General features: G+C 41.7%; 30 protein-coding genes and 1 other annotated feature. Of the genes, 28 read left to right on the top strand and 2 right to left on the bottom strand.

The genetic code is table 11. The features are described from left to right. Positions 1–25 precede the first annotated feature (25 nt). Positions 26–460 carry a DUF6556 family protein gene (locus tag NMM13_RS00415; protein WP_254726833.1) on the bottom strand — a complete coding sequence of 145 codons (435 nt, stop codon included), beginning with the start codon at positions 458–460 and terminating at the stop codon, positions 26–28. 192 nt (positions 461–652) lie between these two features. Here NMM13_RS00415 and NMM13_RS00410 point away from each other — a divergent pair, with 192 nt between their 5' ends. The 22 genes from NMM13_RS00410 to NMM13_RS10075 all read left to right on the top strand — a co-directional run bounded on the left by NMM13_RS00410 (position 653) and on the right by NMM13_RS10075 (position 19,390). Further along, entirely contained in the window at positions 653–1,795 is a 1,143-nt protein-coding gene (locus tag NMM13_RS00410; protein WP_254726831.1) for a cysteine desulfurase family protein, read from the top strand. Positions 1,796–1,813: 18 nt separating this feature from the next. Continuing rightward, positions 1,814–3,034: a tRNA uracil 4-sulfurtransferase ThiI gene (gene thiI, locus NMM13_RS00405; RefSeq protein WP_254726829.1), complete on the top strand. Its 1,221-nt coding sequence runs from the start codon at positions 1,814–1,816 to the stop codon at positions 3,032–3,034. A gap of 52 nt (positions 3,035–3,086) precedes the next feature. Next, positions 3,087–3,629 (top strand): hypothetical protein, encoded by a 543-nt coding sequence (locus tag NMM13_RS00400; RefSeq protein ID WP_254726827.1) that lies wholly within the window; start codon positions 3,087–3,089, stop codon positions 3,627–3,629. Positions 3,630–3,766: 137 nt separating this feature from the next. Next, positions 3,767–3,854: a sequence feature (ribosomal protein L21 leader region), on the top strand. A 34-nt stretch (positions 3,855–3,888) separates the two neighbouring features. Continuing rightward, entirely contained in the window at positions 3,889–4,203 is a 315-nt protein-coding gene (rplU, locus tag NMM13_RS00395) for a 50S ribosomal protein L21 (protein WP_003007734.1), read from the top strand. 15 nt (positions 4,204–4,218) lie between these two features. Then, on the top strand, positions 4,219–4,563 hold the full coding sequence (locus tag NMM13_RS00390; RefSeq protein ID WP_031573608.1) for a ribosomal-processing cysteine protease Prp: 345 nt from the start codon (positions 4,219–4,221) through the stop codon (positions 4,561–4,563). A 17-nt stretch (positions 4,564–4,580) separates the two neighbouring features. After that, positions 4,581–4,874: a 50S ribosomal protein L27 gene (rpmA, locus tag NMM13_RS00385; protein ID WP_003002805.1), complete on the top strand. Its 294-nt coding sequence runs from the start codon at positions 4,581–4,583 to the stop codon at positions 4,872–4,874. Between the two features lie 211 nt (positions 4,875–5,085). After that, positions 5,086–5,832: a DeoR/GlpR family DNA-binding transcription regulator gene (locus NMM13_RS00380; protein ID WP_254726825.1), complete on the top strand. Its 747-nt coding sequence runs from the start codon at positions 5,086–5,088 to the stop codon at positions 5,830–5,832. Between the two features lie 446 nt (positions 5,833–6,278). After that, a complete protein-coding gene (locus NMM13_RS00375) occupies positions 6,279–6,755 on the top strand; it encodes a PTS sugar transporter subunit IIA (RefSeq protein WP_254726823.1) in 477 nt (158 codons plus the stop codon). A gap of 35 nt (positions 6,756–6,790) precedes the next feature. After that, positions 6,791–7,096, top strand: a complete 306-nt coding sequence (locus NMM13_RS00370; protein ID WP_003002828.1) for a PTS sugar transporter subunit IIB — start codon at positions 6,791–6,793, stop codon at positions 7,094–7,096. Between the two features lie 98 nt (positions 7,097–7,194). Then, positions 7,195–8,670 carry a PTS galactitol transporter subunit IIC gene (locus NMM13_RS00365; protein ID WP_254726821.1) on the top strand — a complete coding sequence of 492 codons (1,476 nt, stop codon included), beginning with the start codon at positions 7,195–7,197 and terminating at the stop codon, positions 8,668–8,670. 201 nt (positions 8,671–8,871) lie between these two features. Continuing rightward, positions 8,872–9,297 carry a galactose-6-phosphate isomerase subunit LacA gene (gene lacA, locus NMM13_RS00360; RefSeq protein ID WP_003007724.1) on the top strand — a complete coding sequence of 142 codons (426 nt, stop codon included), beginning with the start codon at positions 8,872–8,874 and terminating at the stop codon, positions 9,295–9,297. A 16-nt stretch (positions 9,298–9,313) separates the two neighbouring features. Further along, positions 9,314–9,829: a galactose-6-phosphate isomerase subunit LacB gene (gene lacB / locus NMM13_RS00355; RefSeq protein ID WP_003002763.1), complete on the top strand. Its 516-nt coding sequence runs from the start codon at positions 9,314–9,316 to the stop codon at positions 9,827–9,829. 10 nt (positions 9,830–9,839) lie between these two features. Then, the gene (locus tag NMM13_RS00350) at positions 9,840–10,769 is read left to right on the top strand and encodes a tagatose-6-phosphate kinase (RefSeq protein ID WP_023918367.1); all 930 of its coding nucleotides are present in this window, start codon (positions 9,840–9,842) and stop codon (positions 10,767–10,769) included. 1 nt (position 10,770) lies between these two features. Further along, on the top strand, positions 10,771–11,751 hold the full coding sequence (gene lacD, locus NMM13_RS00345) for a tagatose-bisphosphate aldolase (RefSeq protein ID WP_023918366.1): 981 nt from the start codon (positions 10,771–10,773) through the stop codon (positions 11,749–11,751). A gap of 450 nt (positions 11,752–12,201) precedes the next feature. After that, the gene (locus NMM13_RS00340) at positions 12,202–13,035 is read left to right on the top strand and encodes a PRD domain-containing protein (protein ID WP_023918365.1); all 834 of its coding nucleotides are present in this window, start codon (positions 12,202–12,204) and stop codon (positions 13,033–13,035) included. Between the two features lie 34 nt (positions 13,036–13,069). Then, positions 13,070–13,387, top strand: a complete 318-nt coding sequence (locus NMM13_RS00335) for a PTS lactose/cellobiose transporter subunit IIA (RefSeq protein ID WP_003007713.1) — start codon at positions 13,070–13,072, stop codon at positions 13,385–13,387. Further along, positions 13,387–15,084, top strand: a complete 1,698-nt coding sequence (locus NMM13_RS00330) for a lactose-specific PTS transporter subunit EIIC (RefSeq protein ID WP_023918364.1) — start codon at positions 13,387–13,389, stop codon at positions 15,082–15,084. Before NMM13_RS00335 ends, NMM13_RS00330 begins: the two co-directional genes overlap by 1 nt. A gap of 87 nt (positions 15,085–15,171) precedes the next feature. After that, positions 15,172–16,578 carry a 6-phospho-beta-galactosidase gene (gene lacG / locus NMM13_RS00325; RefSeq protein ID WP_049474595.1) on the top strand — a complete coding sequence of 469 codons (1,407 nt, stop codon included), beginning with the start codon at positions 15,172–15,174 and terminating at the stop codon, positions 16,576–16,578. A gap of 127 nt (positions 16,579–16,705) precedes the next feature. After that, complete coding sequence (locus NMM13_RS00320) at positions 16,706–17,608, top strand: LysR family transcriptional regulator (RefSeq protein WP_003001728.1); 903 nt, start codon at positions 16,706–16,708, stop codon at positions 17,606–17,608. A 3-nt stretch (positions 17,609–17,611) separates the two neighbouring features. Next, the gene (lspA, locus tag NMM13_RS00315) at positions 17,612–18,073 is read left to right on the top strand and encodes a signal peptidase II (protein ID WP_023918362.1); all 462 of its coding nucleotides are present in this window, start codon (positions 17,612–17,614) and stop codon (positions 18,071–18,073) included. Continuing rightward, the gene (locus NMM13_RS00310; RefSeq protein WP_023918361.1) at positions 18,063–18,953 is read left to right on the top strand and encodes an RluA family pseudouridine synthase; all 891 of its coding nucleotides are present in this window, start codon (positions 18,063–18,065) and stop codon (positions 18,951–18,953) included. Before lspA ends, NMM13_RS00310 begins: the two co-directional genes overlap by 11 nt. Before the next feature lie 74 nt (positions 18,954–19,027). Continuing rightward, entirely contained in the window at positions 19,028–19,390 is a 363-nt protein-coding gene (locus tag NMM13_RS10075; RefSeq protein WP_150906269.1) for a pyrroline-5-carboxylate reductase dimerization domain-containing protein, read from the top strand. Positions 19,391–19,727: 337 nt separating this feature from the next. Here the strand turns inward: NMM13_RS10075 and NMM13_RS00295 are convergent, their stop codons facing one another. After that, the gene (locus NMM13_RS00295; RefSeq protein WP_254726819.1) at positions 19,728–21,251 is read right to left on the bottom strand and encodes an ATP-binding cassette domain-containing protein; all 1,524 of its coding nucleotides are present in this window, start codon (positions 21,249–21,251) and stop codon (positions 19,728–19,730) included. Between the two features lie 319 nt (positions 21,252–21,570). Between NMM13_RS00295 and hemW the strand changes: the two genes are divergently transcribed. From hemW to NMM13_RS00265, 6 genes are read left to right on the top strand one after another with little or no spacing between them, the layout of a single operon-like run. Beyond that, positions 21,571–22,701, top strand: coding sequence for a radical SAM family heme chaperone HemW (gene hemW, locus NMM13_RS00290; protein WP_254726816.1), 1,131 nt, complete (start codon positions 21,571–21,573; stop codon positions 22,699–22,701). A 3-nt stretch (positions 22,702–22,704) separates the two neighbouring features. Next, complete coding sequence (locus NMM13_RS00285) at positions 22,705–23,460, top strand: acyl-ACP thioesterase domain-containing protein (RefSeq protein WP_254726814.1); 756 nt, start codon at positions 22,705–22,707, stop codon at positions 23,458–23,460. Next, complete coding sequence (locus NMM13_RS00280; RefSeq protein WP_021153378.1) at positions 23,450–24,136, top strand: hypothetical protein; 687 nt, start codon at positions 23,450–23,452, stop codon at positions 24,134–24,136. The genes NMM13_RS00285 and NMM13_RS00280 overlap by 11 nt, the downstream gene beginning before the upstream one ends. Then, positions 24,137–24,907, top strand: a complete 771-nt coding sequence (locus tag NMM13_RS00275; protein WP_254726810.1) for a TIGR01457 family HAD-type hydrolase — start codon at positions 24,137–24,139, stop codon at positions 24,905–24,907. Continuing rightward, entirely contained in the window at positions 24,900–25,520 is a 621-nt protein-coding gene (locus tag NMM13_RS00270) for a TIGR01906 family membrane protein (RefSeq protein ID WP_223141806.1), read from the top strand. Before NMM13_RS00275 ends, NMM13_RS00270 begins: the two co-directional genes overlap by 8 nt. Further along, on the top strand, positions 25,517–26,500 hold the full coding sequence (locus NMM13_RS00265; RefSeq protein WP_223141807.1) for a CPBP family intramembrane glutamic endopeptidase: 984 nt from the start codon (positions 25,517–25,519) through the stop codon (positions 26,498–26,500). Before NMM13_RS00270 ends, NMM13_RS00265 begins: the two co-directional genes overlap by 4 nt. The last annotated feature ends 97 nt before the right edge of the window (positions 26,501–26,597 follow it).

The raw sequence follows: 26,597 nt of genomic DNA, 5'->3' as shown, positions 1-26,597 counted from the left end.
CAGTAAGGTTGTCCTTACTGATTTTTTAGTTGGTTCTAGATGATGCTGTATCTGCGCCACTGTCTGTTGCTGTGGAACCTTGGTCTTGTGCGGCAGACGAGCTAGATTCAGTAGCAGATGAGCTATCGGTTTCTTTTTGTGAACTTGTTTCTGTATTGCTTGAATTGGTTTGTGTATTGGTGTTAGCATCTGTATTGGTAGCGCTGGAGTCAGATCCCTTATCATGAACTACGACGACACTGGTGCTACTAGATGGTTTATCTTCTGTCTTTTGATTGTCTTTATTGAGCAGGCTCATAATGGTAAAGGAAGTGACGATAATCCCTAAGAGACTGGCAATCGTAGCTACAACGGTTTGAAATACGGACAAACCTTGTTTGACTTTCTCACCGCGAGATGGTCTTGAGTCTACTTTTTCCTCAGGTTTTTGGTTTTTGTTACTTCTTGAATATTGTGACATGTTCATTCTCTTTCTATCAAAAATTGTTTTTTAACACTTTCCTATTATAAGTCATTTTCTGAAAAATGTCTAAAAAGAACTGAATTTTATAGAGTGATTTTGCCGCATCTCTCTTTATCAAATCCTTGTCCCAAGCGGTTAGAAATGATAAAATAGAAGTTACGTAAAAAGAAAGTGATGGATGCGTAGGACATGATCTATTTTGACAATTCAGCAACGACTAAACCCTATCCAGAAGCCCTTGCGACTTATACAGAAGTAGCGACTCGGATCTGGGGCAACCCTTCTAGTTTGCACAATCTAGGTAGTCAAGCTACTCGTATTTTGGAAGCTTCTCGGAAACAAATTGCGGAGCTAATTGGCAAGAAAGCTGAGGAAATTTACTTCACGTCTGGTGGAACAGAAGGGGACAACTGGATCCTAAAGGGTGTCGCCTTTGAGAAAGCTCCTTATGGCAAGCATATCATTGTCTCTGACATCGAGCATCCCGCTATCAAGGAATCGGCTGCTTGGTTAAAGACGCAGGGATTCGAAGTGGACTATGCTCCAGTGGATGCGCGTGGCTTTGTCAAGGTGGATGCCTTGGCTAGTCTTCTCCGTCCGGATACGACCTTGGTCTCTGTCATGGCCGTCAACAATGAGATTGGCGCTATCCAGCCCATCCATGACATCGCGACTCTCCTAGAAGATCGGCCAACGGTTAGTTTCCATGTCGATGCGGTTCAAGCTTTAGCCAAGGTAGCAACAGAAGTTTATCTACCAGAGCGCGTGGACTTTGCGACCTTCTCTAGTCATAAATTCCATGGTCTTCGTGGAGTTGGCTTTGTCTACATCAAAGAAGGCAAAAAGATCACACCCCTCTTAACGGGTGGAGGTCAAGAAAAAGAAATGCGCTCGACAACTGAGAATGTGGCAGGTATCGCAGCAACCGCAAAAGCCCTACGCTTAGCTATGGAAAACCAAGAAGCTTTTGCCAGCAAGACCCAGCAGATGAAAGAAGTGATCCGCAAAGAATTGGCCAACTATCCAGATGTCACCATCTTTTCTGGTGAGGATCACTTTGCGCCTCACATCTTGACTTTCGGGATCAAGGGAGTTCGTGGAGAAGTAGTGGTCCATGCCTTTGAAGAGTTTGATATTTACATCTCGACAACCAGTGCTTGCTCGTCCAAAGCTGGTAAGCCAGCTGGAACCTTGATTGCTATGGGAGTGGATAAGAGTATCGCACAGACAGCTGTTCGCCTCAGTCTCGATATTGAAAATGACATGAGCCAAGTCGAGCAATTCTTAACCAAGTTCAAACTGATTTACGAGCAAACACGAAAAGTACGTTAATTTTAGAAGGAAATCAACATGACCTTAACCTATTCAGAAATTATGATTCGCTATGGAGAGCTTTCTACTAAAGGAAAGAACCGTATGCGTTTTATCAATAAACTTCGCAATAATATCCAAGATGTTTTATCTATCTATCCAGCTGTCAAAGTGACAGCTGACCGCGATCGGGCGCATGCCTATCTGCATGGGACAGATTATGAGCCAGTAGCAGAATCCCTCAAGCAGGTTTTTGGAATCCAAAATTTTTCACCTGTTTACAAGATTGAAAAATCAGTACCAGCCTTGAAAGCTGCGGTGCAAGAGATTATGAAGGAGATATACAAGGACGGCTTGACCTTTAAAATCTCAAGTAAGCGCAGCGATCACACTTTTGAACTCGATAGTCGCGAACTCAATCAAACCCTAGGTGGTGCTGTCTTTGAAGCCATCCCAACGATTCAGGCTCAGATGAAAAAGCCAGATATCAACTTGCAAGTTGAAATTCGAGAAGAAGCAGCCTACATCTCTTATGAAACCATCAAGGGGGCAGGAGGTCTTCCAGTTGGGACTTCTGGAAAAGGGATGCTCATGCTTTCTGGTGGGATCGACTCTCCAGTAGCTGGCTACTTAGCCTTGAAGCGTGGAGTAGATATCGAAGCGGTCCACTTTGCGAGCCCCCCTTATACCAGTCCAGGTGCCTTGAAAAAAGCTCATGACTTAACACGGAAGTTGACCAAGTTTGGGGGCAATATCCAATTTATCGAAGTGCCCTTCACAGAGATCCAAGAGGAAATCAAGGCAAAAGCACCGGAAGCTTATCTCATGACCTTGACCCGCCGCTTTATGATGCGCATCACAGATCGTATTCGCGAGGTTCGCGGTGGTTTGGTGATTATCAACGGTGAAAGCTTAGGACAAGTGGCTAGCCAAACCTTAGAGAGTATGCAAGCCATCAATGCAGTAACCAATACACCAGTTATCCGTCCGGTGGTGACCATGGACAAGTTGGAAATCATCGATATTGCCCAAGAGATTGATACCTTTGAAATCTCTATCCAACCGTTTGAAGACTGTTGTACCATCTTTGCACCAGATCGTCCAAAGACTAATCCGAAACTCAAAAATGCAGAGCAGTATGAGCAACGTATGGATGTGGAAGCCTTAGTTGAGCGAGCTGTAGCAGGCATCATCGTAACAGAGATCACACCAAAAGTAGAAAAAGACGAGGTTGATGACCTGATTGAGGATTTGCTATAGGAGAGACTGGGCGTATCCAGCCTCTTTTTCTAACCAACTTAAAGGAGACAAGATGAAAAAAATTATCGTATTAATGACAAGTTTGCTTCTGTTGACAGGCTGTGTCAAAGTATCGTTTACTGGCCCGAAAAAAGAAGAGAAGACTAGCCAATCAAGCAATAGAAAAAAAGAACCCCTCACATTTGTCAGGGCCGAGCAGTATAAAGACCAGGACAACGAAGTCTTGGAAGCGTCTGAGAAATTTATCAAGGAACATCCAACGCTTGGAGAACCTGGAAAATTATTTGTCTTTTTCCCAGGATATACCTTTGGAAATGAGGAAAATCGCTTCGCCTTATTCTTTATTGTGAATCGTACCACCACAACTATCGATCGTGATGGATCCTTTGTCCTGAATTTGGAATATGATGGAGAGCCACTTTTTAAAGATGTTACAGTTGACTATGAAGTGAGCGAATCGGGTGTGTTAAAACCAAATACTGCTGCAGCAATTCCGATAAAAATTACTAAGGAACAAGAAGAAAAAATGAAGGGGATGAACGATTCGTCTAAAGCCAAAATGAGCTTTAATGACTTTAAATTTAAGGATAAGTAGATGAAAGCCGGTTTTGAATGCGATCTTAAACTACAAGATACAAAAAATAGATTTTTCAAAGAAAATTCGCTTTCAAAGCGCAAAAATACTTGTCTTTGTCTGATAGAAGTGATATACTTAGAGAGTTGACTATGCACATGCCTGTGCAACCGCTCGAACATCGTCGCTCATTTCCATGAGAGTAAGTGGTTCGTCCCACGATGCTAGGCGAGTCTTCACAAAAATACGGGGAAACCCAAAAATACATAGGAGGTGCATAATGAGCACATACGCAATCATTAAAACTGGCGGAAAACAAGTTAAAGTTGAAGTTGGTCAAGCAGTCTACGTTGAAAAATTGAACGTTGAAGCTGGTCAAGAAGTTACATTTAACGAAGTTGTTCTTGTTGGTGGTGAAAACACTGTTGTCGGAACTCCACTTGTTTCAGGAGCTACTGTTGTTGGAACTGTTGAAAAACAAGGAAAACAAAAGAAAGTTGTTACTTACAAGTACAAACCTAAAAAAGGTAGCCACCGTAAACAAGGTCACCGTCAACCTTACACTAAAGTTGTCATCAACGCAATCAACGCTTAATTTTTAGGAGAACACATGATACAAGCAGTCTTTGAACGAGCCGAAGATGGCGAGCTGAGGAGTGCAGAAATCACTGGGCACGCTGGAAGCGGTGAATACGGCTTTGATGTCGTGTGTGCATCGGTTTCGACTCTAGCCATTAACTTTATCAACTCTGTTGAGAAATTTGCAGGCTACGAACCGGATCTAGAATTAAACGAAGAAGAAGGTGGCTTCCTTCGGGTCACTATCCCGACAGATATTCCACCACATCAAAGAGAAATGACCCAACTATTCTTTGAATCATTTTTCTTAGGGATGGCAAACTTATCGGAGAACTCTTCAGAGTTCGTCCAAACAAGAGTTATCACAGAAAACTAACATGGAGGAAAACAATTATGTTGAAATTGAATCTTGCTAACTTGCAACTTTTCGCCCACAAAAAAGGTGGAGGTTCTACATCAAACGGACGTGATTCACAAGCAAAACGTCTTGGAGCTAAAGCAGCTGATGGACAAACTGTAACAGGTGGATCTATCCTTTACCGTCAACGCGGTACACACATCTACCCAGGTGTGAACGTTGGACGTGGTGGAGACGATACTTTGTTCGCAAAAGTTGAAGGCGTAGTACGCTTCGAACGTAAAGGTCGCGATAAAAAACAAGTTTCTGTTTACCCAATCGCAAAATAAAAAGGTTTTTAAACCTTTTTGTCCCGAGCCTGATCCAAAGGTGAGGAAGCTAGAAATAGCAAAATTAAAGCTTTCTGATTTATCAGAAGGCTTTTTTCTTTTATTTATTTAAAAATATCATGTTTACCATTGTTAATATAATGTTTGAATTTGTGTTTTTTGAAAAAAGTAGTATAATAGAGACAAATATAGTAGGAATGGAAGTAGTACCATGAAAGATAGCAGACATGTTGAAATTCTTCAGGAACTAGATCGAAAAAGTGTGGTATCAGTCAAAGAACTCAAGGAACTCTTTGGGGTGACAGACATGACCATTCGTCGCGATCTGATCGATCTTGAAAAACAAGGTCTTTTAGTTCGTGTACATGGTGGAGCCCACAAAAAGGTAAAAGATAGCTTGTTAGAGGCTTCTCACAGTGAGAAAAATCTCATCAATATTGATGAGAAACGAACCATTGCAAAAAAATGTGCAGAGTTGATCGAAAATGGGGATACCGTCTTTATTGGGTCTGGTACGACAACAGATTTTATCGGCGACTATTTAGAAGGAAAGGAAATCAGTATTGTCACCAATTCCCTCCCCATTTTTGAAAAGCTAAAGGATTTTCCAAATTATGACCTGATCTTAGTTGGTGGTCGCTACCGGGTGAAGACACAAACTTTTGTCGGGCAATTTGCCAATAAACTCTTGAAAGAAATAAAGGTTTCTAAAGCTTTCATCGGGGTCAATGGCATCGATGGGCATCATGTTTCCACAGCCAATGAAGAAGAAGGAAATGGTAATGCTATTATTCTAAACAATGCAATTGAGAAATATGTGGTTGCCGATAACAGTAAGTTTGATAGCTATTCTTTCTATAGTTTCTATCGAGTGGAAGACCTGAATGCCATTATTACTGATGGTAGTATTCCAAAGAAGATCAAAGACAAATACGGCTTGTATACGAAAATCATATAAAACCAGAGGCTGGGACAAAAGTCCTAGCCTCTCAATTGTCTTTGGATTGTCGAGCAAGACGCAGTGGTTGAGTGCTCAAAGCACTGCTTTGAGGTGGCGGATAGAACTTGCGAAGCAAGTATCCTAAGTCTTTGTTCGCTTTTAAAGCTTCAAAGATGCCCTATGTTGACGGAAACTATGTTTCCTTTATCTGCAACCTTCAACAGTCTCCCAGACTGTTGAAGCTGTGCGGAGGTGGGACGACGAAATCGAATTCTAACGAATGACCGATTTCTGTCCCACTCTCTTTTTACCGATTTAATGATGTTGGAAAATGACGGATAGAAAGCGCTTTAGAGTGTTATATAAACAAAAATGAACAAATTTAGACAAAAAAGATTGACAATCAATCAATATAGTGATATACTGAAGCTATAAATAAATAGTTAGATAAGGAGGTGGCAACAATGGGGTTAAATCAACTCTTTAACAAAGATCTTGTGTTTTGCCTACATGCCAAGGATCAAACAGATCTCTTTAAGCAGGTAGCAAGCTTATTGGAAGAGCGACAGATTGTGACACCAACCTATCGTTCCGCTTTGATTGAGCGTGAAAAGTCTTTCCCGACTGGATTAGACATGGAATTTCTTGGTAAGGACTTACCAAATGTGGCGATCCCGCACACAGACATTGTCCATAATCTCACTGAGAATGTGGTTGTGGTTCGTTTGGATCAACCTGTAACCTTCCATAATATGATTGCTCCAGATAAGGAAGTTCAAGTTTCACTCTTATTCTTCATTATCAATAATACGAGCTCAAGCCAAACCAATATTTTGGCCCAGCTGATGGATTTCTTTACATCCAATGGAAATCTCGAAGCTCTATCAAAATTAGATAGTGAAGATAAGCTTTATCAATACATTACGGAAACTATTTCCTAAAACATTCGTAAATATTTATAATGGAGGACATCCAAATGATTAAAATTTTAGCTGCCTGTGGTGCAGGCGTTAACTCTAGCCACCAAATTAAGAATGCGTTGGAAGAAGAGTTGTCAAACCGTGGTTATGATGTGCGTTGTGACGCTGTCATGGTCAAAGACGTCAATGAAGATTTGATTTCTGGTTATGACATCTTTACTCCAATTGCTGCAACTGATTTGGGATTCGATCCTGGTATTCCAGTGGTAGAAGCAGGACCAATCTTGTTCCGTATTCCAGCGATGAGTGCGCCAGTCTTTGATAACATCGAAGCTGCTATTAAAGAACATGGATTAAGTTAATATTTTTTTAAACACGATTGTAAGCGTTATCCAATTATAAAATTGGGAACACTTTAAGCTGTAAATTACAAAAAATTCATAAATCGGGAGGATTTATTATGAATGGAATTATAGATTTTGCCAATAAATTTTTCAAACCCATCCTAGACATGGGTGGTCCGATCATCATGTTAATCATTTTGACGGTTTTGGCCCTCTTGTTTGGAGTGAAATTCTCTAAAGCCCTTGAAGGTGGTATTAAACTTGCCATCGCCCTTACTGGTATCGGTGCAATCATCGGTATGTTGAATGGAGCCTTCTCAGCTTCTCTTGCAAAATTTGTTGAGAATACAGGTATCCAATTGACTATTACTGACGTTGGTTGGGCTCCACTTGCAACCATCACATGGGGTTCTGCCTGGACGCTCTACTTCTTGTTGGTGATGCTGATTGTCAACATCGTGATGTTGCTAATTAAGAAAACTGACACACTTGATGTCGACATCTTCGATATTTGGCACTTGTCAATCACTGGTCTTTTGATCAAATGGTATGCTGATAAGAATGGTGTTAGTGCAGGGGTATCCCTCTTTGTTGCAACTCTTGCCGTTGTCCTTGTAGGGGTTATGAAAATCATCAATTCAGACTTGATGAAACCAACATTTGATGATTTGTTGAATGCACCAAGTTCATCACCTATGACATCTACTCACATGAACTACATGATGAACCCAATCATCATGGTCTTGGATAAAATCTTTGACAAATTCTTCCCAGGTCTTGATAAATACGACTTCGATGCTGCTAAATTGAACAAGAAGATCGGTTTCTGGGGATCTAAATTCTTTATCGGTTTCCTTCTTGGTATCGTCATCGGTATCATGGGTACTCCACATCCAGTTGCTAATGTTGCTGATGCTGACAAATGGGAATTGGTTATTAAAGGTTGGTTGAGCCTTGGTTTGACTGCCGGTGTCTGCTTGGAATTGTTCTCATTGATCGGTTCTTGGTTCATCGCAGCGGTAGAACCATTGTCACAAGGTATTACAAACGTTGCTACGAAACGTCTTCAAGGACGTAAATTCAACATCGGTTTGGACTGGCCATTTATCGCTGGTCGTGCTGAAATCTGGGCTTGTGCCAACGTACTTGCACCAATCATGTTGATCGAAGCAGTGCTTCTTTCTAAAGTCGGAAATGGTATCTTGCCACTTGCTGGTATCATCGCAATGGGTGTAACTCCAGCCTTGTTGGTTGTTACACGCGGTAAATTGATCCGTATGATCATCTTCGGAAGCCTTCTCTTGCCACTCTTCCTTCTTTCAGGTACATTGATTGCACCATTTGCAACTCAATTGGCTAAGAGTGTTGATGCCTTCCCTAAAGGAGTAGCATCTACTCAATTAATCACTCACTCAACTCTTGAAGGGCCAGTTGAAAAATTGCTCGGTTGGACAATCGGTAACGCAACAACAGGTGATATCAAATTTATCTTTGGTGTAGTTGCCTTCTTGGCATTCTATATCGGAATCTTCGCTTGGTACAGAAAACAAATGATCAAACGTAATGAAGAATATGTAGCAAATGCTAAATAATCATCACATGTAGTTTGAAAACTGACACCATATCTTTTCTAGATATGGTGTTTTTATTTTAAAAAATGTTCGAAAATAAACAATTTAATGTTGACTTTCGTTCGAAATAGGTGTAATATAATATCAAAAGTAAGAAAATGTTTCTTTGTGAAAAATTAACAACAGGAATATTTGCTGAAACAAACAAAAGGAGGACAGGACATGTCTATTGTAATTGGTGCAGATGCTGCAGGATTAAGATTAAAAGATCTCGTGAAAGAGTTTCTTGTAAAGGAAAACTTCGATGTTGTAGATGTAACTGCTGAAGGTCAAGATTTTGTAGATGTGACACTTGCAGTTGCGAGCGAAGTGAACAAAAACGATCAAAATCTTGGAATCGTGATTGATGCTTATGGAGCTGGTCCATTTATGGTTGCGACTAAAATCAAAGGAATGGTGGCAGCAGAAGTTTCAGATGAACGTTCTGCTTATATGACACGTGGACACAACAATTCTCGAATGATTACCATGGGAGCTGAAATTGTTGGGGATGAATTGGCGAAAAACATTGCCAAAGGCTTCGTCAATGGTAAATACGACGGCGGCCGTCACCAAATCCGTGTTGATATGTTGAATAAGATGTGCTAATGAGAGGAGAATTCAAATGAGAATTGCAATTGGTTGTGATCACATTGTGACAAATGAAAAAATGGCTGTTTCTGATTTTTTGAAATCAAAAGGATACGAAGTGCTCGACTTTGGGACTTATGACCATACACGTACCCACTATCCAATCTTTGGTAAGAAAGTCGGTGAAGCCGTAGCAAGTGGCCAAGCAGATCTTGGTGTTTGTATCTGTGGTACTGGTGTTGGGATCAACAATGCTGTTAACAAAGTACCTGGTATCCGTTCTGCCTTAGTACGCGATATGACAACTGCTCTTTATGCAAAAGAAGAATTGAACGCGAATGTCATCGGGTTTGGTGGTAAAATTACTGGTGAATTGCTCATGTGCGATATCATTGAAGCATTCATCCACGCTGAATACAAACCAACTGAAGAAAATAAAAAATTGATCGCTAAGATCCAACATGTGGAAACCCATAATGCTCATCAAGCGGATGCTGATTTCTTTACAGAATTCCTTGAAAAATGGGACCGTGGTGAATACCACGACTAAGAGGTGACGTATGATATTAACGGTCACGATGAACCCTTCGATTGATATTTCTTATCCTTTGGATGTACTCCAGTTGGATACAGTCAATCGTGTAGCTGAGGTGAGTAAGACAGCTGGTGGGAAAGGTCTTAACGTTACTCGTGTACTTTCTGAGATAAAGGATCCAGTGGCAACGACTGGCCTACTTGGTGGTCGGACGGGGCAATTCATTCTCGATCATTTAGGAGAAGGGATAGAGGAACGTTTCTTTGAAATTGCTGGAGATACACGTAATTGTATCGCCATCCTTCACGAAGGCAAGCAAACAGAAATCTTAGAAAAAGGTCCAACCATTTCTGAGAAAGAAGGCCAAGACTTTCTCGACCATTATCGTCACTTGGTTGAACAAGTAGAGGTTGTTGCCATCTCTGGAAGTCTTCCTGCTGGTTTACCAGTGGACTACTATGCTATCCTTGTCAAGATTGCAAGGGAAGCTGGGAAACCAGTCGTACTTGATTGCTCGGGAGCTTCTTTAGAAGCTGCCATTCAAGCAGCTGTCAAGCCTACGGTCATTAAACCAAACAATGAAGAATTATCACAGTTGTTAGGAAAAGAAGTGAGTAAGAATGTGGAAGACTTAAAAGAAGTTCTTCAGGATTCTCTCTTTGATGGCATCGAATGGGTGATTGTCTCCCTTGGTGCAAATGGCGCTTTCGCTAAACATGGGGATGTCTTCTATAAGGTAGATATTCCTAAGATTGATGTCGTCAATCCAGTTGGATCTGGTGATTCGACTGTTGCAGGGATTGCATCTGGTCTCTATCATCATGAGAGTGACGCAGACTTGCTCAAGAAAGCAAATGTTCTTGGAATGTTAAATGCACAAGAAGCACAAACAGGACATGTCAACATGGGGCACTATGATGCCTTGTATCAACAATTAATCGTAAAAGAGGTATAAAATGGTATTAACAGAACAAAAACGCAACTATTTGGAACGTCTCAGCACAAAAGACGGTGTCATTTCAGCTTTGGCCTTCGACCAACGTGGAGCTTTGAAACGCTTGATGGCCAAATATCAAGACACAGAACCAACAGTAGCACAAATGGAAGAATTAAAAGTCCTTGTAGCTGATGAATTGACAAAATATGCTTCATCTATGTTATTGGACCCAGAATATGGTCTACCTGCTACAAAAGCCTTGGACAAAGATGCTGGTCTCTTACTTGCCTATGAAAAAACAGGTTACGATACATCAAGCACCAAGCGCTTGCCAGACTGCTTGAACCTTTGGTCAGCAAAACGCATCAAAGAACAAGGCGCAGATGCTGTGAAGTTCTTGCTCTACTATGATGTAGACAGTGCAGATGAACTCAACCAAGAAAAACAAGCTTATATCGAACGCATCGGTTCAGAATGTGTGGCAGAAGACATTCCATTCTTCCTTGAAATCTTGGCTTATGATGAAGGAATTGCAGATGCAACCTCTGCTGAATATGCGAAATTGAAACCTCGTAAGGTGATTGAGGCTATGAAAGTCTTCTCAGATCCTCGTTTCAATATCGATGTCTTGAAAGTGGAGGTTCCAGTTAATGTGAACTTCGTGGAAGGATTTGGAGAAGGAGAAGTTGTCTATAGTCGTGAAGAAGCAGCTGCTTTCTTCAAAGAACAAGAAGAAGCAACCAACCTTCCATACATCTACCTCAGTGCAGGTGTATCTGCAAAACTCTTCCAAGAAACCTTGGAATTTGCTCATGCATCTGGTGCAAACTTCAACGGCGTTCTTTGTGGACGTGCGACATGGGCAGGTTCAGTAGAAGCTTACATCAAAGATGGAGAAGCAGCTGCTCGTGAATGGCTTCGTACAGAAGGGCGTCAAAATATTGAAGAATTGAACGCAGTCTTGGATAAAGTAGCAACACCTTGGACAGAACGCGTATAAGATTCAATGATGATTGCCTCCTAAAGCAACAGTTAGAGAGTGGGACAGTAATCGGTCATTCGGTAGAATTCGATTTCGTCGTCCCACCTCCGCACAGTTGAGTAGGGCTGTAAAAGCTGATGAAATCAGCGTAGTAGAGCCCACTCAACCACTGCGTCTTGCTCGACAATCCAAAGATGATTGAGAGGCTAGGACTTTTATCCCAGCCTCTTCATTATTTCAAGGTCTTGTTTATTTTTTATAAAAAAATGTTTAAAAATTTTCGCTGTAAGGGTTTACAAAACAAAAAGTTTATGATAGAATAAGTTTATAAGTTGAATAGCAGTGAGCGTTACTAAGTTAGATTAGGCGTGACCACAAGTAGACTGAACAATTAGTGTATGCTAGTTTTTTCAGTTGCTTCGTGGTCATTTTTATTTGCTTTTAACAAATTTTACAAAGGAGAGCCTCATGTATCGTATTATCCATCCAATGAACAATAATGTTGCTTTGGTTCAAAATGAACTACAACAAGAGTTGATTGTTATTGGGAGTGGGATTGCATTTGGGAAAAAGAAAAATGATCTAGTAGCTGATGATAAGGTCGAAAAAGTATTTCGTTTAAACACGGATGAGTCAAGAGAAAACTTTATGGCCCTTCTAAAGAATGTTCCTCTTGATTTCATTACAACCACTTATGAAGTGATTGATACCTTGTCTAAGAAATATGCCTATCCTGTTCAAGAATATATCTATGTGACATTAACAGATCACATCTTTTGTTCTTACCAGGCAGTTCAACAGGGAAGATATAAATACAGTGACCTTCCTGATGTGTCTGCTATGCATCCGATTCCCTATAAAATCGCAAAAGAAGCGATTGAGATCTTTCGAAAGCGGCTCTTGGATCAATTTCCTGACGATGAAGTGAATCGCATCGCTTATCATTTCATTAATGCACAAGGGGAAATGATTCATGAGCAAGATCCAGATGTTCAGGACCGACAAGTTATTTTGAAAGCTGTAGAAGAAAAACTAGCTCAAAATGGATTGAAACGGAAAGAAGAAAACAGTCATTTCTATGATCGCTTTATGATCCATCTCAATTATTTCCTAGATTCGCTAGATAAGGGAAGAGAAGATCCAGAAGGTTTGAGCGAGATGGAACAACTGATTCAGCTAAGTTATCCAAAGGCTTATGAGATTAGTCATCAAATCTACCAAACCATCGCTGAACAGACAGGAGCCAAGATATCTCCTAATGAAAAAGTCTATTTAGCCCTTCATATTCAACGTCTATTATAAAAATTTTCAAAAGGTATCATAAGGAGGAACCAACATGAATAAAGAAGAAGTCCAATTACTTGGCTTTGAAATTGTCGCTTATGCCGGTGACGCTCGATCAAAATTAGTGGAAGCCTTAAAAGCTGCTGAAAATGGTGATTTTGCTAAAGCAGAATCCTTAGTAGAAGAAGCGGGGTCTTGTATCGCTGAGGCTCACAAATCTCAAACGACCATGCTAGCGCATGAAGCAGCAGGAGAAGAAATCCCCTATAGCATTACCATGATGCATGGTCAAGACCATCTCATGACAACAATCCTATTAAAAGACGTGATTCACCATCTGATTGAACTATATAAAAGAGGAGCGAAATAATGAATAAACTGATTGAACTGATTGAAAAAGGGAAACCTTTCTTTGAAAAGATTTCTCGAAACAAATATTTGCGAGCGATTCGGGATGGCTTTATTGCAGGGATGCCTGTTATCCTTTTCTCATCTATCTTCATCCTAATTGCGTATGTACCAAACGCTTGGGGATTCCATTGGTCTAAAGATATTGAAACTTTCTTGATGACTCCATATAGCTATTCTATGGGCATCTTGGCCTTCTTCGTTGGTGGTACAACGGCTAAGGCTTTGACTGATTCAATGAACCGCGACCTTCCAGCAACTAACCAAATCAACTTCATTTCTACAATGTTGGCTTCTATGGTTGGCTTCTTGCTCATGGCTGCCGAACCTGCTAAAGAAGGTGGATTCTTAACAGCCTTCATGGGTACAAAAGGTCTGTTGACAGCCTTCATTGCAGCCTTTGTTACCGTTAATGTTTATAAGGTCTGTGTGAAAAATAATGTGACGATTCGCATGCCAGACGAGGTTCCACCAAATATTTCACAAGTATTTAAAGACCTGATTCCATTTACATTGTCAGTTGTACTCTTGTATGCACTTGAATTAGTTGTGAAAGCAAGCCTTCATGTAACGGTTGCTGAATCAATCGGTACCCTTCTTGCTCCACTATTCTCAGCAGCAGACGGTTATGTTGGTATTACGATTATTTTCGGTGCCTTTGCATTCTTCTGGTTTATTGGTATTCACGGCCCATCTATCGTTGAGCCTGCGATTGCAGCGATCACTTATGCAAATGCCGAAGTCAACTTGAACCTCCTTCAACAAGGTATGCACGCTGATAAGATCCTTACATCTGGTACACAAATGTTCATCGTCACTATGGGTGGTACTGGTGCAACTCTTGTTGTTCCGTTCATGTTTATGTGGTTATGTAAATCGAAACGAAATCGTGCTATTGGACGCGCTTCAGTAGTTCCTACATTCTTTGGTGTAAACGAACCAATCTTGTTTGGTGCACCACTTGTTTTGAACCCAATCTTCTTTATCCCATTCATCTTTGCACCAATTGCAAACGTATGGATCTTTAAGTTCTTTATTGAAACACTTGGCATGAACTCATTTACTGCCAACCTTCCATGGACTACACCAGGACCTCTTGGTATTGTTCTTGGTACAAACTTCCAGTTCTTATCATTCGCTCTTGCAGCATTGTTAATTGTAGTAGATATTGTTATCTACTATCCATTCCTCAAGGTTTATGATGAACAAATTCTTGAAGAAGAACGTTCAGGTAAAACTAATGATGAATTAAAAGAAAAGGTAGCTGCAAACTTTAACACTGCAAAAGCAGATGCTATTCTTGAAAAAGCTGGAGTAGATTCAGCACAAAATACAATTACTGAAGAAACAAACGTCCTCGTTCTTTGTGCTGGTGGAGGAACAAGTGGTCTTCTTGCCAATGCTTTGAATAAAGCCGCAGAAGAGTATAAAGTTCCAGTTAAAGCTGCAGCAGGTGGCTATGGAGCCCACCGTGAAATGTTGCCAGAATTTGACCTTGTTATCTTGGCGCCTCAGGTTGCTTCCAACTTCGAAGATATGAAGGCTGAAACAGATAAACTAGGCATCAAATTGGCGAAGACAGAAGGTGCTCAGTACATCAAGTTAACCCGTGATGGAAAAGGTGCTCTAGCCTTTGTTCAAGCTCAATTTGAAGAATAAGAACTAAAAAGTGAGATGGAGATGGATGGCTCACTAACTCCTCTCCCCTCGCTTTTCATTTTATCCAATCAAGAAATAGGTGAAAATATGACAAAAACACTTCCTAAAGATTTTATTTTTGGTGGCGCAACTGCAGCTTATCAGGCAGAAGGTGCGACTCATACAGACGGTAAAGGACCTGTTGCATGGGATAAATATTTAGCAGACAACTATTGGTATACTGCTGAACCAGCGAGTGATTTCTACCATAAATATCCAGTAGACTTACAGTTGGCGGAAGAATATGGCGTAAACGGAATTCGTATTTCTATTGCTTGGTCACGTATTTTCCCAACTGGCTATGGTGAAGTCAATCCAAAAGGGGTAGAATTCTATCATAAGTTATTTGCAGAATGCCATAAACGTCATGTAGAACCATTCGTAACTCTTCACCACTTTGATACTCCTGAAGCTCTTCACTCAAATGGAGACTTCTTGAATCGTGAAAATATCGAACACTTTGTAGATTATGCTGCTTTCTGTTTTGAAGAATTCCCAGAAGTCAACTACTGGACAACCTTCAATGAAATTGGCCCAATCGGTGATGGTCAATACTTGGTTGGTAAATTCCCACCAGGTATTCAATATGACCTTGCCAAAGTCTTCCAATCTCACCACAATATGATGGTTTCTCATGCACGTGCTGTGAAATTGTACAAAGACAAAGGTTATAAAGGTGAAATCGGGGTTGTTCACGCACTTCCAACTAAGTATCCATTGGATCCTAAAAATCCTGCAGACGTACGTGCTGCTGAGTTGGAAGATATCATCCACAACAAGTTTATCTTGGATGCGACTTACCTCGGACACTATTCAGATGCAACCATGGAAGGGGTAAACCACATTCTTTCAGTTAATGGTGGTAGTCTGGATCTTCGGGACGAAGACTTTGCAGCACTTGAAGCAGCTAAAGATTTGAACGACTTCCTTGGAATTAACTACTACATGAGTGATTGGATGGAAGCCTTTGATGGCGAAACAGAAATCATTCATAATGGTAAAGGGGAAAAAGGAAGCTCTAAATACCAAATCAAAGGTGTTGGACGTCGTGTAGCTCCTGACTATGTACCTCGTACTGACTGGGACTGGATCATCTACCCTCAAGGTTTGTATGATCAAATCATGCGTGTCAAGAAAGATTATCCAAATTACAAGAAGATCTACATCACTGAAAACGGACTTGGATACAAAGATGAGTTTGTGGACAATACGGTTTATGACGATGGCCGGATTGATTATGTGAAACAACACTTGGAAGTCTTGTCGGATGCGATTGCTGATGGTGCAAACGTCAAAGGATACTTCATCTGGTCTCTTATGGACGTCTTCTCTTGGTCTAATGGTTACGAAAAACGCTATGGTCTCTTCTATGTAGACTTTGAAACCCAAGAGCGCTATCCGAAGAAATCGGCTCATTGGTACAAGAAAGTAGCTGAAACTCAAGTGATTGAATAAGTATCAACTGGAACTGTTTTAGTTCCAGTTTTTTTATTTTCACTTGATGAAGGTCTCTTAAACGCATCTCTTCTTTCAGCCCCTAATTTATGGTATAATAGATCGATACTGTAATAAGGAAAATAGAATGAATATACAACAATTACGATATGTAGTGGCGATTGCCAATAGTGGTACTTTTCGTGAGGCTGCTGAAAAAATGTATGTGAGTCAGCCGAGCTTGTCTATTTCAGTACGCGATCTGGAAAAGGAACTGGGCTTTAAAATTTTTCGTCGAACTAGTTCGGGGACATTTTTGACCCGTCGGGGAATGGAATTTTATGAAAAAGCGCAGGACGTGGTTAAGGGGTTTGATATTTTTCAAAATCAATATGCCAGTCCTGAAGAAGAGAAGAAAGAATTCTCTATTTCTAGTCAACACTATGACTTCTTGCCACCATTGATGACGGAATTCTCGATCCGCTATCCGGAAAATAAAAACTTCCGCATCTTTGAGTCAACGACGGTCCAAATTTTGGATGAAGTGGCTCAAGGGCATAGTGAGTTGGGGATTATTTATCTCAACCGTCAAAATACCAAGGGAATTATGCAACGGGTTGATAAATTAGGACTTGAAGTGGTGGATTTGATTCCTTTTCAGACTCATATTTACCTTCGCAAGGGACACCCTCTGGCTAAGAAGAAAAAACTAGTCATGGAAGATCTAGCTCAATTGCCAACTGTTCGCTTTACCCAAGAAAAAGATGAGTACCTCTATTATTCAGAGAACTTTGTCGATACCAGTTCGAGCTCCCAAATGTTCAATGTAACCGACCGGGCCACCTTGAATGGGATCTTGGAGCGGACAGATGCTTATGCGACAGGATCAGGCTTTTTAGATAGCCAGTCAGTGAATGGTATTACCGTGATTCCTTTAGAAGACAACTTGGACAATAAAATGGTCTATGTCAAACGCGAAGAGATGGATCTCTCCCCTGTAGCAGAGAAGTTTGTCGAGGTCATGGTAGAGTATTTTGATCAAAAGAGGTAAGAAATGAAGAGAAAAATAATGGTTCCAGTAGCAATTGTGCTATTGGTCCTACTGGATCAGTTGGTCAAATGGTATGTAGTCAAGAACATTCCACTGGGTGTCGTTAAGTCTTTTATTCCCCATGTGGTCAGCCTGACCTATCTTCAAAACACAGGTGCAGCTTTTTCACTTCTTGAAAATCAGCAATGGTTCTTTACCCTCATCACTCTAGTCGTGATGGTAGGGGCCTTTTACTATCTTTATAAGCACCTTAAGGGGTCGCTTTGGATGGTGATGGGCTTGACCTTGGTGATTGCAGGTGGCTTGGGGAATTTTATCGATCGCCTGCGTCAGGGCTTTGTGGTCGATATGTTCCACCTGGATTTTATGAATTTTGCCATTTTTAATGTAGCAGATAGTTATTTGACAGTTGGAGTTTTCTTGCTCCTGATCCTGATGTTGAAAGAGGAAACGCATGGAAATTAAAATCGAAGTAGCCGGTGCGCGACTGGATAAGGCTTTGGCGGATTTGACTCCCTTGTCACGAGCTGTAGCCAATGAGCAGATCAAAGAAGGAAAAGTTCTGGTCAATGGAACTGTGAAAAAAGCTAAGTATACGGTCAAAGAAGGAGACATCATCCAGTATGAAGTCCCAGAAGTGGAAGAGGTCAGCTATGAAGCAGAAGATCTGCCCTTAGACATCGTCTATGAGGACCAGGATGTCGTCGTCGTCAATAAACCCCAAGGCATGGTTGTTCACCCGAGTGCCGGCCACACCAGTGGAACCTTGGTCAATGCCCTTTTATACCATGTCAAAGACCTTTCAGGGATCAATGGAGAATTGCGTCCAGGAATCGTCCACCGGATTGATAAAGACACGTCAGGCCTCTTGATGGTCGCAAAAAATGACCAAGCCCACGTCGCCTTAGCAGAGGAACTAAAAGACAAAAAATCTCTCCGAAAGTATTGGGCCATTGTCCATGGCAATCTTCCTAACGATCGGGGCATGATCGAAGCACCAATTGGTCGCAGTGAAAAGGACCGGAAAAAACAAGCGGTTACGGCTAAAGGAAAACCTGCAGTGACCCGTTTTCAAGTCTTGGAACGCTTTGGGGATTACACGCTGGTAGAGTTGCAACTGGAGACTGGTCGGACCCACCAAATTCGGGTGCACATGGCCTATATTGGCCATCCAGTAGCTGGAGATCCTGCTTATGGACCTAAGAAAACACTCAAAGGACAAGGACAGTTTCTTCATGCGCGGACACTTGGTTTCACCCACCCTCGCACAGGAGAGACTTTGGAATTTACAGCAGAAGTGCCAGCGATCTTTGAGAAAACGCTGGAAGACCTTCGAAAAGGATAATGAAGAATGGCTGAATGGAGATTCAGTCACTTTCATTACATACGAAATAAATAGTATTAGAAAGAAACATAGAGATGAAAGCAAAACGAATCGTCTTTAAAGTAGGGACCTCGTCTTTGACCAATCCCGATGGGAGTCTCTCCAGACAGAAGGTCAAGGTCATTACCCAGCAGTTGGCTCTCTTACACGAATCGGGGCATGAGTTGATCTTGGTCTCATCAGGGGCGGCTCAGACTTTCAAAGGGGCCGCCAGTATGGTCTTAGAGACGGGGCAACATCCTGGAAGCTTGAAGGATGCGGTTTGTAGTCCAGGTGGCTCTACCATCGCAGGAGTCAACCGCTTAGAACAAGTCGGCCTACGGGGCGACATTATTGCAGGAGTAGAAGTAGCCTATAAACGCACCCAAGAAATGGGAAAAGAGGCAGGGAAGAATTAGAAAAAAGATTGGTTTTTGCAAATCTTTCAAATTGAAGACAAAGTCCTCTTAGAAACTTTCCTTAGGTGAGAACGGACGTCAGCGAACTTCTTCGAAGTTCCATGACTAATTATTGAGCCCCTTCGCTCTTTAATTTCTGGGCTCAGGCTAAAACAGTTTCCCAAACTGTTTTACTCTCAATAATTCCGAGTGCCTGAAACCATTAAGTTTCAGGCACTTTTCTTACGGCGGAATGTTTCAGTAGAGGATTGGATTACTCTGGATTTGTTAGATTTGTATAAATGAACAGTTTATCAACGTTCTCTAAGATTGGTTTCTTGGCCGATCTTTTTTTACGTTAGAGCGACTCTATCTCTACGAAGCCATTTTCAGTCAGACGATAGATTTTTTGGCAGACTTCTTTGAGGAAGGTCCGATCGTGGGATACTGTAACCAGCCCGCCTGGGTAGTCTGCGAATAGGCGACGAATTTCTGGTTGGGAAGTGGGGGAAAAATTGCGAGTAGGCTCGTCCAAGAGCAGAAACTGGGGACTTGTAAGCACTAATTGAAGGAGAAAGAGTTTGCCTTGCTGGCCACCAGAAAGTTCAGAGATAGGATGGTGCATTTCAGAATAAGTAAAGTTGAGGGAGGCTAAATACAATTGAATGGTGTTGATTTCTTTGCGATCGCCTGAATGCTGTAGAAATTGAACGGGTGTCTGAGTCAGAGGGAGACGTTCAGTGTAATCTTGAGGCATATAGGCAGTGCGAATACTTTCATTCTTCCGTAAGATCTCCCAGATCATTTTTAGAAAAGTGGATTTCCCAATACCGTTGGAACCGATAATCCCTATTTTATCCTGCCCTTGAAGTGTGAGGGAGAGGTTCTTGACTAGGACATGATCCCCAATTGCAAGCTCTTCCTGATCTAAGAGAAGGACACGTTTTTGAGGAGACAAGGGAGTGAGGGAAGGGAAATGCAGATTGATGATTTCCTCATCATAGGGTTGGGAAGTCATGGATTGGAATTCTCGCTCGTAGCGCTTTTCTTGTGAGAGGAGGGACTTCATTTTCTTTGCCAGGAGACGTCCAGCAGTGCTATCTTTGGTATTTCGTAAGGAGGTTTCGACTTGCTGACGGACGCGATGATGCTTCTCCATTGTTTTTCGGTAGGCTCGTTGATCGTTGGCCGCTTGCTGAGACTGTTGCTTAAATTGTTGTTCCCTCTGGCTACTGTAGTCTTGATAGCCTAGGTGCTCTACGATGGTTTCAGCTTCTTTGCGGTGTTTGATCTGTCTGAGGTGTATGATGGTATCCGCCGTCTGAGTTAAAAAATCCTCATGATGAGAAATAAATAGAATGGTTTGGGGACTCGTTTGGATCATCTGCTGGAGCCAGTCCAAGGTCTCCAAATCCAGATCGTTTGAAGGTTCATCTAAAAATAGCAATTCATGAGGACAACAAAGTTCGTGAAGCAGTTGGACTTTGAGGGCTTCTCCACCAGATAGACTTCCGATGGTTTGATCGCTTGCAAAGCGCTCGCTATTAAAATGCAATTGATCTGCCAGTCTGTAGAGGGTGGCATAGTCTAGCTCGTCCTCTCCAAAAAAATATTCTTCCAAGGTTTTTCCCTTCAAAGCTTCCGGTAAAGTCTGGGGAATATAGGCATAGGAGTGAAAGGAAGTGGTGATTTCTCCTTCTATGGTCAGATAATCTGGTAGAGATTTTGAGGACATAAGGACCTGAAGTAAGGAAGATTTTCCATTCCCTTCTTCGCCAATAATAGCAACTTTTTCTCCTTCATGAATGGTCAGGGACAGATCTCGAACCAGATCTCGTAAATCTTTTGTATGTCGGATAGTGAGGTAGGATAGTTTTAGCATAAGATTCCTTTCTACTGGGACAAAAAACAGCTCTACCTATTTAGTAGAGCTGTATTCATGTGGAACCCAAGCAGAAAAAGACCTTATTTAGCCAACAAATGGTTGGAGAAGAGGCGAAAGGGTACACAAAAAGAGATAGAACAAGCAGTCCACTAAATAAAGTATTTTATTTAACGAAACTTAGTTGTTCATATCTCCTTACCTCCGAATATGATTAGATTTATTCTATTCCTTTTATTCGTTATTGTCAAGGGATTCCTTGCTTCTTATTCCCTTTTCTTTTCGGACTCGGGGGGGATTTTATGGTATAATTAAAGGTATGCATACAAAACCAACGTCCGCTTATGTCCACATCCCATTTTGTACCCAGATTTGTTTTTATTGTGATTTTTCGAAGGTCTTTATTAAGAACCAACCGGTCGATGCATATTTGGATCATTTGATCCAAGAATTTCGTCGGGAAGAAATCACACACTTACGGACTCTCTATATTGGGGGTGGGACACCGACAGCACTAACTGCGGATCAGCTAGCCTATCTGCTCAAGGAGCTGACCAAGTCGCTTGATCTGTCTCAGATGGAAGAGCTGACCATCGAGGCTAATCCTGGTGATTTGGATCCGGATAAGATTGCGGTCTTGAAGGATTCGCCGGTTAATCGGGTTTCATTGGGCGTGCAGACCTTTGATAATCGCTTGCTCAAGAAGATTGGTCGGAGCCACCAAGAGCAGGACATTTATGACAATATCGACCGTCTGAAGCTGGCTGGTTTTGACAATATTTCGATCGACCTCATTTATGCGCTTCCGACGCAGACCATGGACCAGGTCAAAGAGAATGTCGCTAAGGCTCTTGCCCTTGACATTCCCCACATGAGTCTTTATAGCTTGATTCTGGAGAATCACACAGTTTTTATGAACCGCATGAGACGGGGCAAGCTTCCTCTACCTAAAGAGGAGTTGGAAGCAGAGATGTTTGAATACATTATTCAGGAGTTGGAGCGAGCAGGCTTTGAGCATTACGAAATTTCTAATTTCTCCAAGCCTGGTTTTGAAAGTCGGCACAATCTCATGTATTGGGACAATGCCGAGTATTATGGTCTGGGAGCTGGTGCATCCGGCTATGTTAACGGTGTTCGCTACAAGAATCATGGCCCCATTCGTCACTATATGCAGGCTGTCGAAGAGGGAAATGCGCGTGTCCAAGAAGAGCATCTGACTCAGACAGAAATGATGGAAGAAGAGATGTTTCTTGGACTACGTAAGAAAACAGGCGTTTCCAAGAAGCGTTTTGAAGAAAAGTTTGGTGTGAATTTTGACCAACAATATGGATCAGTGGTTGAAGAATTGATCCAGCAGGGCCTTTTGGTACCTGACAAGGACATTGTACGAATGACCAAGAAAGGTCTCTTTTTAGGAGACACTGTAGCAGAGAAGTTTATTTTGGAGTAGAAAATGGCAAAAACATTTGAATACAGCATGAAAATTCCGTTTGATATGAGCGATGTCAATGGTTATATTAAGATTCCCCAATTGATCTTGCTGTCTTTACAGGTATCGGGCATGCAATCGATTGAGCTGGGTATGAGTGATATGTACATTTTAGAGAACTACAATCTAGTCTGGATTATCACGGATTACAATATGAAGATCGAGCGTCTCCCTGTTTTTGATGAGAAAATCACTATCGAAACCTATGCCAAGAGTCACAATCGACTTTTCTGCTACCGGGCCTTTAATATCAAGGATGAAGCAGGAAATACTATCATTGAGATGGTCGCGACTTTTGTCTTGATGGATCGGGATACGCGCAAGGTCCATCCAGTTATGAGCGAAATCACGGATGCCTTTGACTCTGAATTTTCAAAAACCATGATCCGTGGTCCCCGTTTCAAAGAATTAGAGGGCGGCGTCGAACAAGAATACCGGGTTCGGTTTTACGACTTGGATATGAACGGACATGTCAACAATAGCAAGTACTTGGACTGGGTTTTTGAGGTGATGGGAGCAGACTTCTTGACCCATCATATCCCTAAAAAAGTTCATCTAAAATATGTCAAAGAAGTGCTAGCAGGAGGTCTCATCACCTCTCAATATGAACAAGAGGGCTTGAAAACTCAGCACCAAATTACTTCAGATAGTCAGATCAATGCCCAAGCTGAAATTGAGTGGGAAGAAGTAGAAGAAAAGGGTTGGAATTATGGAAAGTAGAAGATTAAAAAATAAAAAACAGGAACTTGAAAGCTATCAAAAACGGGTTGTGGCCTATGCCAAGCGTCAAAAGAACCCTTTGTACATGTTGGGAGATTGGCTCTTGACTCTTTGTGCTTTGGGCATCATCCTGGTAGAGGAAATTTATAAATTTTTCCGCTATCGCTTGAATTTAGAGAGTTTTAATCGCTTTTTAAGAGAAGATATACGCTGGTATCGGGTCTGGATCCATTTCACCTTGGCCTTTCTTTTACCGGTCATGATCTTCTCGATTGGGATTACTAGCCAATCAGGATCCTTCTGGTCCAATTTCTATCACCGCTTGTCCCAAGGCGTGCTCTTTAGCACAACAGTCAGCCTCGCTGCGACCTTGGTGACTGATTTTGTGGAGAATTTGCAACCAGAAACTAAGTCTGACGGGAAAAATCGGAGCACTAAACGCACGGTTTATCAAATCAGTGTGGATCAGGCAACCGTGATAGGCTTGTTATTGACCATTGTGATCCTCATGGTAGCATCCTTCTTGTTCACCCAATCGGGAAGTCAAGGGATTAATTTTACAGGTTTGGTGTTACAATTTGTCCTCTATGCTGGAGCATTGCTCTTATATGGTTCTGGTGGACGAGTCGATGCAGAGAAGTTTCATGAAGAAGCTGACACAGAAAGGGAAGAATAAATGCACTATAAGGGCTATTTGATTGATTTGGATGGCACTATTTACAAAGGAAAATCACGAATTCCTGCAGGAGAAGCTTTTGTTCATGAACTGCAGGCGCGTGAGATTCCCTATCTCTTTGTGACCAACAATACAACCCGCACACCAGAGACTGTTCGGGATATGCTGGCCACTCATTTCAATATAAAAACCCCAGTTTCGACTATCTATACAGCTACCCTTGCGACCATTGACTACATGAATGACCAAAATCTGGGCAAAAAGGTCTATGTGATCGGAGAAGCGGGGCTCAAAGATGCTATTGAAGAAGCTGGCTATATCATCGATGAAGAAGCACCTGATTATGTGGTGATTGGCCTCGATTGGCAAGTGGATTATGAGAAGTTTGCTCTTGCGACCTTGGCGATTCAAAAAGGAGCTCACTTTATTGGGACCAATCCGGACCTGAACATTCCAACAGAGCGTGGCTTGATGCCAGGGGCAGGATCCCTGATTGCCCTTGTCGAAGCAGCAACACGGGTAGAGCCTGTGATCATTGGAAAACCAAAGGCCATCATCATGGATAAGGCTATTGAACACTTGGGTCTTGAAAGAGAAGAAGTCGTTATGGTAGGGGATAATTATCTAACAGATATTCGTGCTGGTATTGACAATGGGATTCCGACCCTTTTGGTGACGACAGGTTTTACCAAACCAGAAGAAGTGCCAACCTTACCAATCTCACCGACACATGTTGTTGCCAGTCTAGCGGAGTGGGATTTTGATGCTTAAAAGTTTGAAATCAATTAACCTATTTTTCTTTATCTTGTCAGCTGCAATCCTTCTCACCATTGCTCTCGCTTGGGCCCTCTATCCCATGGAGATTCATTGGTTGGGGATTCAAAGCCGGACTGGTTTTTCGGCTTCTGTCATCATGAAGAATTTTAATGTCTTGATGAACTACTTGACCAATCCTTTTCAATGGGTGTTGAAGATGCCTCAATTCCCCTCTTCAAAAAATGGACTGCATCATTTTGAGGCCGTCAAGTACCTATTTCACTTAGTGACGGTCGTTTTCGTGGTCACACTCCCTGGTTTTATCCAGTTTATGCGGACAGTTGTCAAAAAAGGCTACCTTACCTTGTACCGTAGTCTCTTCTTTTGGATGATGGTTTTACCAGTGGTGATTGCAGTGATAGCTGTTATGATTGGCTTTGATCAATTCTTTACGCTCTTTCATCAGGTCTTATTTGCTGGGGACAATACTTGGCTCTTTGATCCGCGCGTGGATTCGATTATTCTTGCATTACCAGAAGACTACTTTATGCATGCCTTTTTGATTTTCTTTGTCTTATACGAAGGAATGTGTGCAAGTTTTTATCTATTTTCTAGGAGGAAGAAATGAACCAATACAACCGATTATTAGACCCTAAAAAAGATATAGGAAGGTATTCTGGGACCCTTGCCATTTATCTCTTGGTAATGACCTTGGTAACCGTCCTGTGGGAAGTCCTCCTTGGATTGACCATAGCAGGCTCTCTCAGAAAAGATCCAAGTCAAGTAACGGAGAAACTCAATGCCCTGAATGTTTGGGCAGGTATTCCCTACCTTATCTCTATTTCCATTGGACTCTTTCTCTTTAATGCTTATCGCAAGAAGGCCCTTTATAAATATGATCTTAAGCACAAGGGACGTAAGATGACTCTTTCAGTCTTCTTTATTCTTCTCGCCTTTCTTGGCTTTTCTCAAGTCTTTTCATCTGTGATGACACAAGTGATTGAGCGCATGTTTGAGACCATTGGCCTTCATTCTCCAACACCCGATCTAGGTGATACGATTGAGCGATCATGGACCATGCTCTTGTATGCTGGCTTTTTTGGTCCAATCACAGAGGAATTCTTCTTCCGTGGAGCAGGCTTGCGTGGCTTGGAACGGTATGGCAAGGTCTTTGCCATTGTCATGACGGCTATCTTGTTTGGTCTCTTCCATGCCAATTTTGATCAGCTCTTTTTCGCGAGTATCATTGGCCTAGGTTTCGGCTACATTGCCTTTGAATACAATATCTGGTGGGCTATTTTCTATCACATTTTCAATAACTTTGTCATTTCCCAAGGCCTGCATTATGTAGCCTATCATGTGGATGAGGGACTAGCGAATTGGCTCCAAATCGGTGTTTTAGCTATTGGTTCCATTGTGATGATAGTGGTTCTTGCGACTAAATGGCCAACTATCAAGGCTTATATTCAAGCCAATAAACCTCAACCGGGAGTTTTCCAGCGTGCCCTCGCGTCCTTCTGGTTCTGGTTCTTCGTGCTATTCACTATCCTGATGTCTATTGTTCCTTATGTGATTCCGATCTTCCAGATGGCTAATCTCAAAGGATAAAGATTATCGATTGCTAGTAAAGGGGGATCGTTTTAGATCTCTCTTTTTTGCTATAATAGAAAAAGTAGAAATGCAAAATTTGAACTTTAAAAAAACG

The sequence above is a fragment of the Streptococcus sp. CF8_St5-11 genome, assembly GCF_024295625.1.
In the GTDB taxonomy this organism is placed as follows: domain Bacteria; phylum Bacillota; class Bacilli; order Lactobacillales; family Streptococcaceae; genus Streptococcus.
This window is presented reverse-complemented; position numbering and strand designations above follow the sequence as displayed.

Excerpts from the sequence above, each read along its gene's own strand:
- rplU (WP_003007734.1), top strand. The coding sequence starts at position 3,889 with ATGAGCACATACGCAATCATTAAAACTGGCGGAAAACAAGTTAAAGTT.
- NMM13_RS00335 (WP_003007713.1), top strand. The coding sequence starts at position 13,070 with ATGAATAAAGAAGAAGTCCAATTACTTGGCTTTGAAATTGTCGCTTAT.
- lacB (WP_003002763.1), top strand. The coding sequence starts at position 9,314 with ATGAGAATTGCAATTGGTTGTGATCACATTGTGACAAATGAAAAAATG.
- lacA (WP_003007724.1), top strand. The coding sequence starts at position 8,872 with ATGTCTATTGTAATTGGTGCAGATGCTGCAGGATTAAGATTAAAAGAT.
- hemW (WP_254726816.1), top strand. The coding sequence starts at position 21,571 with ATGCATACAAAACCAACGTCCGCTTATGTCCACATCCCATTTTGTACC.
- NMM13_RS10075 (WP_150906269.1), top strand. The coding sequence starts at position 19,028 with ATGAAAGCAAAACGAATCGTCTTTAAAGTAGGGACCTCGTCTTTGACC.
- rpmA (WP_003002805.1), top strand. The coding sequence starts at position 4,581 with ATGTTGAAATTGAATCTTGCTAACTTGCAACTTTTCGCCCACAAAAAA.
- NMM13_RS00400 (WP_254726827.1), top strand. The coding sequence starts at position 3,087 with ATGAAAAAAATTATCGTATTAATGACAAGTTTGCTTCTGTTGACAGGC.
- NMM13_RS00330 (WP_023918364.1), top strand. The coding sequence starts at position 13,387 with ATGAATAAACTGATTGAACTGATTGAAAAAGGGAAACCTTTCTTTGAA.
- NMM13_RS00280 (WP_021153378.1), top strand. The coding sequence starts at position 23,450 with ATGGAAAGTAGAAGATTAAAAAATAAAAAACAGGAACTTGAAAGCTAT.
- NMM13_RS00275 (WP_254726810.1), top strand. The coding sequence starts at position 24,137 with ATGCACTATAAGGGCTATTTGATTGATTTGGATGGCACTATTTACAAA.
- NMM13_RS00410 (WP_254726831.1), top strand. The coding sequence starts at position 653 with ATGATCTATTTTGACAATTCAGCAACGACTAAACCCTATCCAGAAGCC.
- NMM13_RS00365 (WP_254726821.1), top strand. The coding sequence starts at position 7,195 with ATGAATGGAATTATAGATTTTGCCAATAAATTTTTCAAACCCATCCTA.
- NMM13_RS00310 (WP_023918361.1), top strand. The coding sequence starts at position 18,063 with ATGGAAATTAAAATCGAAGTAGCCGGTGCGCGACTGGATAAGGCTTTG.
- NMM13_RS00320 (WP_003001728.1), top strand. The coding sequence starts at position 16,706 with ATGAATATACAACAATTACGATATGTAGTGGCGATTGCCAATAGTGGT.
- NMM13_RS00295 (WP_254726819.1), bottom strand. The coding sequence starts at position 21,251 with ATGCTAAAACTATCCTACCTCACTATCCGACATACAAAAGATTTACGA.
- NMM13_RS00390 (WP_031573608.1), top strand. The coding sequence starts at position 4,219 with ATGATACAAGCAGTCTTTGAACGAGCCGAAGATGGCGAGCTGAGGAGT.
- NMM13_RS00380 (WP_254726825.1), top strand. The coding sequence starts at position 5,086 with ATGAAAGATAGCAGACATGTTGAAATTCTTCAGGAACTAGATCGAAAA.
- NMM13_RS00265 (WP_223141807.1), top strand. The coding sequence starts at position 25,517 with ATGAACCAATACAACCGATTATTAGACCCTAAAAAAGATATAGGAAGG.
- NMM13_RS00340 (WP_023918365.1), top strand. The coding sequence starts at position 12,202 with ATGTATCGTATTATCCATCCAATGAACAATAATGTTGCTTTGGTTCAA.
- NMM13_RS00285 (WP_254726814.1), top strand. The coding sequence starts at position 22,705 with ATGGCAAAAACATTTGAATACAGCATGAAAATTCCGTTTGATATGAGC.
- NMM13_RS00375 (WP_254726823.1), top strand. The coding sequence starts at position 6,279 with ATGGGGTTAAATCAACTCTTTAACAAAGATCTTGTGTTTTGCCTACAT.
- NMM13_RS00350 (WP_023918367.1), top strand. The coding sequence starts at position 9,840 with ATGATATTAACGGTCACGATGAACCCTTCGATTGATATTTCTTATCCT.
- NMM13_RS00270 (WP_223141806.1), top strand. The coding sequence starts at position 24,900 with ATGCTTAAAAGTTTGAAATCAATTAACCTATTTTTCTTTATCTTGTCA.
- NMM13_RS00370 (WP_003002828.1), top strand. The coding sequence starts at position 6,791 with ATGATTAAAATTTTAGCTGCCTGTGGTGCAGGCGTTAACTCTAGCCAC.
- lacD (WP_023918366.1), top strand. The coding sequence starts at position 10,771 with ATGGTATTAACAGAACAAAAACGCAACTATTTGGAACGTCTCAGCACA.
- lspA (WP_023918362.1), top strand. The coding sequence starts at position 17,612 with ATGAAGAGAAAAATAATGGTTCCAGTAGCAATTGTGCTATTGGTCCTA.
- thiI (WP_254726829.1), top strand. The coding sequence starts at position 1,814 with ATGACCTTAACCTATTCAGAAATTATGATTCGCTATGGAGAGCTTTCT.
- NMM13_RS00415 (WP_254726833.1), bottom strand. The coding sequence starts at position 460 with ATGTCACAATATTCAAGAAGTAACAAAAACCAAAAACCTGAGGAAAAA.
- lacG (WP_049474595.1), top strand. The coding sequence starts at position 15,172 with ATGACAAAAACACTTCCTAAAGATTTTATTTTTGGTGGCGCAACTGCA.